The following is a 4,058-nucleotide window of genomic DNA, read 5'->3' as shown; positions in this document are numbered from 1 at the left end:
CACGACGTAGGGTCCGCCCGCGCCGAAGAGCAGGTGGTAGCCGAGCATGCCCGAGTCGGGGTCGATGGAAAGCTCGCGCAGCATCCGTGGCATGGCGAAGAACGCCGGCATCCACAGGTCGGGGCGCAGTCGCCCAGCCGATCGCCGGTGTCGTCTTCGTGCTCGACGGGGTGCTCATGGGGGCGAACGACGCCCGATACCTCGCGATCGCTGGTGGCCTCAACCTGGTGCCGTTCCTGCCCGCGCTCTGGATCGTGGCCGCGACCGGGGTCGACGGCACCGCCGGTCTCGTCTGGCTCGCGCTCGCCTTCTTCGGCGTCTACCTTCTCGCACGGCTCGTCACCCTGGGGTGGCGCGTGCGATCGGGGCGCTGGCTTGCCGCCGCGGCCTGACGGCGAGTGGTCTCATACGGAACCACAGGTATGGACACTGATCGGCGTCTTCGCCGCGGGGATGTTCGGCACCATCACGCTGATCTCGACGATGTTCCTTCGCACGATGCAGAACGGGTTCGCGAGCGTGCGGACCGAGATGCGGAGCGAGTTCGCGAGCGGGCGGACCGAGATGCGGAGCGAGTTCGCGAATGTGCGGACCGAGATCGGAGCGGTGCACGGGCGAATCGATCACCTGGATCGCGACGTCAACGCGATCTACCGTCACCTGTTCGGCATCGACCGCGGGTGACCGGCGCCGACCGGGACGACCGACGCCGACCGGTCAGGCGATCTCGAGCTCCGCGATCACGATCTTCTTCATGTGCATCAGTGCCTGGATCTGCTCCGGCCGCTGCTGCAGAAGGTCGAGCCCGGTGGGGATGACCTGCCAGCTCACGCCGAACCGGTCCTTGCACCAACCGCACGCCTCCGATTCGGGGACCGCGGACAGCGCCTGCCAGTAGTGGTCGATCTCCGCCTGGTTCGCGCACTCGATCACGAACGAGATCGCCTCGTTGAAGGCGAACTTCGGCCCGCCGTCGATGCAGCCGAACCTCGTGCCGTTCAGGGTGAACTCGCCGTTGATGACCTTCCCGGTCATCCCTTCGAAATGCTCGCTGAGGTTCTCGTCGGGGTAGAGGGTCACGCTGTCGATCGACGAGTTCGGGAACACCGAGACGTAATAGTCCATCGCCTCCTGCGCACTGTCGACGAACCAGAGATACGGACGGATGGGTGCGACGCCTGCCATGTCGGCCTCCTCGATCGGCACTCACGCTACGCCCGCGGTCACCCCCTGTCGAGAGGGTCTCGGCGCGGGCTCAGCCCGCGTATCTCCGGCACCACTCGTACATGATCACGGCGGCTGCCGCGCTGGCGTTGATCGAACGGGTCGAGCCGTACTGGGTGATCTCGATGTGCGCGGAGGCAGCGGCGAGCGCCTCGTGCGAGAGCCCCGGTCCCTCCTGACCGAACAGCAGCACGCAGCGCTGCGGCAGGTCGGCTCTGTCGACCGGCACCGCACCCTCGACGTTGTCGACTGCGATGATCGGGAGCGCTTCGGAGGCGGCCCAGGCGGCGAACGTCTCGACGTCTTCGTGGTGCACGACGTGCTGGTAGCGGTCGGTGACCATGGCCCCCCGCTTATTCCATCGACGGCGACCGATGATGTGCACGGTGTCGGCGAGGAAGGCGTTGGCGCTGCGCACGATCGACCCGATGTTCATGTCGTGCTGCCAGTTCTCGATCGCGACATGGAACGGATGCCGCTGCGTGTCGAGGTCGGCGAGCCGAAACCCACCCACCCTTGACTCCCCCCGAAAGATGATGCTGACTTGGACTCGAAGTCCGAGCACAAAAGGAGAACACAATGACCATCAACGACATCGGGCCCCGCCCGAACGCGTTCGACATCGAAGAGGCCACCCGGCGGAACGAGAACTACCGCAGCGTGGCGTGGACCGGGAAGTATTTGCAGGTCACGCTGATGTCTATCCCGGTCGGGGAGTCCATCGGCCTGGAGGTCCACCAGAACACCGATCAGTTCCTGCGCCTCGATGCCGGACAGGGCAGGGCCGTCATGGGCCCGGCCAAGGACCGGCTCGACTTCGAGCAAAACGTCTCGGATGGGTGGTCTGTCCAGGTCCCCGCCGGCACCTGGCATGACGTGATCAACACTGGCGACGAACCGCTGCGCCTCTACGCGATTTATGCCCCGGTGCACCACGCACCTGGCATCACCCAGGGAACCAGCGACAAGGCAGAACAAGACGAAGCGACCGGTAAGGACGAGCCTCCCGCATGGACCGTCCAGCCCGAGGACAGCGCGCCGGACGAGCACGCCAACTGACGTCTACTTGTGTCACCGCTCCGTAAGGATGTTGCGGACGAGGATCGTCTTGGTCCACCCCGGGCAGCGCGCCCCGCCGCCGCGTGAAGACATCGGGCAGGCCAACACTGTGCCCTGTCTGCGACACCGTGCGATCACAGAACGCCGCCACAAAGCGTCAAACTCCACACGCATGGGAACGATGCATCTGGCGGCGGAGAAAGCGGGTGCCCAGAAGCCGCTGGCAAAAATTTCACCGAGCTAAGAGGACGCCCGCCGAAAACGATCGTTTGTGGCGGTTCGGTGACCTGCTCCAAGCCCGTTGTCTAACGTGGAGGCGGACGCCGGCCCGACTTTGGGTCTGCCCGTCCTAGTCAAAGGAGACCGATGACATTTCGCAGGCGCCGGCGCGCTCTAGTCAGCATCCTTGCGCTGGCTCTCTCCGGGTGCGCCACCACGGCCGTTCCCGGAACCACTCCAACGGCAACCCCCAAAGGCTTCCTAGAACTGGCTATCTCCGAGACGTGCACCGAGGGGTCCGATCCGCAGTGCATCCTTATCGGTGATGACTATGTGATGCGCCCCGCAACTTTCGAAGACGCTCCCGTCGCTAACGCCGCGGCAAGCGAAGGCCAGGAACAGGAGGCCGTTGACATCACTCTCACCGCGGAGGGAGCCGCGGTCCTTCATGACCTCACTGGCCAAGCAGCTCAGGCCAGAGGTGAGTCGCGTCTACTTTTCAAAGCCGGCGGCGAAATAATAGGCTCGACCGTAGTGATGGAAGCTCTGCAAGGCGACCACATCACCATCGCACTCCCATCCGAACACACTGCCCGAGAAGTGCTCGACCTAATCCGCGGCACCTGAAGCTCACCACATACGACAGTCGACGTCCGTTTCTGCGGCACCTGCCGGAAAGTTCGATAATATTCTCGGGCGGGGCTGGCCTTCCCTCGAGGTCGGTCGCCGCACCCCGGAGCGGATATAACTCCCTAGCTTGGGAGGCGAGCCCCTACACTCGTCTCCCAAGCGCCCGTGGTTAGTCCCCGTGACTATAGGACTTCCGCCAGCTCGTCCAGCGGCGCCGACTGTCAAGCCGCCGGGCGTGGATCTAAGCGTCGGTTGAGCGATTGCGAACCTGTGCTCACCCCTCGGGTTCACCCTCGACAGGTGCCTCCGCGGCGTAGCGCTCCACCCGCAGCACACAGGAGAGATCCTTCTCGTTCACCGCCACGGTGGTCGACCATTCGGTCTCTGTGCCGGCGTCGATCGGATCGACGTTCACCTGGGTGAGCGAGCGGGTGTCGCCGCCCTCGGTGAGCAGTGAGACGTAGATCCGGTAGGAGGCGCTGGCCTCGCTGGAGTTCGTTACGGTGCCCGCGACATTCCAAGCGCCGTCGGCTAGTTCGCAGGTCTCCACCTGCGTGTCAGCGAGCGCGCCCACGAGGCCTGCACCGGAACCCGGCGCATCGGTGATCTCAGTGATCCCCGCCTGGGCGGTGGAGGTCGTCGTGGGCGTCGGCTTCGGCTGGGCGTCCGACGTGCACGCGCTAAGCCCCGCGACACCGAGCAGCACCGCGAGACCGGCTCCGAGCATCCGGCGACCGCCGACATGCTGCGCTCCGGCGCGGGTGTGCGGTGCCTGGTCGGTGCTGTCGTGATGCATGCTTTCGCCTTTCGGTGTGCGGATCTCGGAAGAGAGGATCAGGAGGTGTGCTGGCCGCGGCGACGCCCGGCCGCGATCACGACCAGGCCGGCGAGCAGCAGCAGCAGAGCAGCAGCAGCGTACGGCGTGG

Annotated in this window: 5 protein-coding genes and 3 pseudogenes; 4 read left to right on the top strand and 4 right to left on the bottom strand. The window is 65.4% G+C overall.

Features of this window, described 5'->3' with window-relative positions; translation table 11 throughout:
* Nucleotides 1–84: pseudogene (locus KZA10_RS18715) on the bottom strand (DUF4188 domain-containing protein); the annotation flags it as partial.
* A 41-nt stretch (nucleotides 85–125) separates the two neighbouring features.
* Between KZA10_RS18715 and KZA10_RS09035 the strand changes: the two are divergent.
* Together KZA10_RS09035 and KZA10_RS09030 are read left to right on the top strand one after the other, a co-directional pair.
* A pseudogene (locus KZA10_RS09035) lies at nucleotides 126–392 on the top strand (MATE family efflux transporter); the annotation flags it as partial.
* A gap of 61 nt (nucleotides 393–453) precedes the next feature.
* Complete coding sequence (locus tag KZA10_RS09030) at nucleotides 454–684, top strand: hypothetical protein (protein WP_218682697.1); 231 nt, start codon at nucleotides 454–456, stop codon at nucleotides 682–684.
* A 33-nt stretch (nucleotides 685–717) separates the two neighbouring features.
* Here KZA10_RS09030 and KZA10_RS09025 read toward each other — a convergent pair whose 3' ends face one another.
* Entirely contained in the window at nucleotides 718–1,185 is a 468-nt protein-coding gene (locus KZA10_RS09025; protein WP_218682696.1) for a VOC family protein, read from the bottom strand.
* Nucleotides 1,186–1,255: 70 nt separating this feature from the next.
* Nucleotides 1,256–1,723 (bottom strand): annotated as a pseudogene (locus tag KZA10_RS09020) (TrmH family RNA methyltransferase); the annotation flags it as partial.
* A gap of 80 nt (nucleotides 1,724–1,803) precedes the next feature.
* On the opposite strand from KZA10_RS09020, the gene KZA10_RS09015 reads away from it, so the two are divergent.
* Together KZA10_RS09015 and KZA10_RS09010 are read left to right on the top strand one after the other, a co-directional pair.
* The gene (locus tag KZA10_RS09015; RefSeq protein WP_079113303.1) at nucleotides 1,804–2,283 is read left to right on the top strand and encodes a cupin domain-containing protein; all 480 of its coding nucleotides are present in this window, start codon (nucleotides 1,804–1,806) and stop codon (nucleotides 2,281–2,283) included.
* 366 nt (nucleotides 2,284–2,649) lie between these two features.
* On the top strand, nucleotides 2,650–3,129 hold the full coding sequence (locus tag KZA10_RS09010) for a hypothetical protein (RefSeq protein WP_218682695.1): 480 nt from the start codon (nucleotides 2,650–2,652) through the stop codon (nucleotides 3,127–3,129).
* A 277-nt stretch (nucleotides 3,130–3,406) separates the two neighbouring features.
* Here the strand turns inward: KZA10_RS09010 and KZA10_RS09005 are convergent, their stop codons facing one another.
* Nucleotides 3,407–3,928: a hypothetical protein gene (locus KZA10_RS09005; protein ID WP_256934639.1), complete on the bottom strand. Its 522-nt coding sequence runs from the start codon at nucleotides 3,926–3,928 to the stop codon at nucleotides 3,407–3,409.
* Nucleotides 3,929–4,058 lie beyond the last annotated feature (130 nt).

This window comes from Microbacterium sp. BF1, from assembly GCF_019279095.1.
Lineage (GTDB): Bacteria > Actinomycetota > Actinomycetes > Actinomycetales > Microbacteriaceae > Microbacterium > Microbacterium maritypicum.
This window is presented reverse-complemented; position numbering and strand designations above follow the sequence as displayed.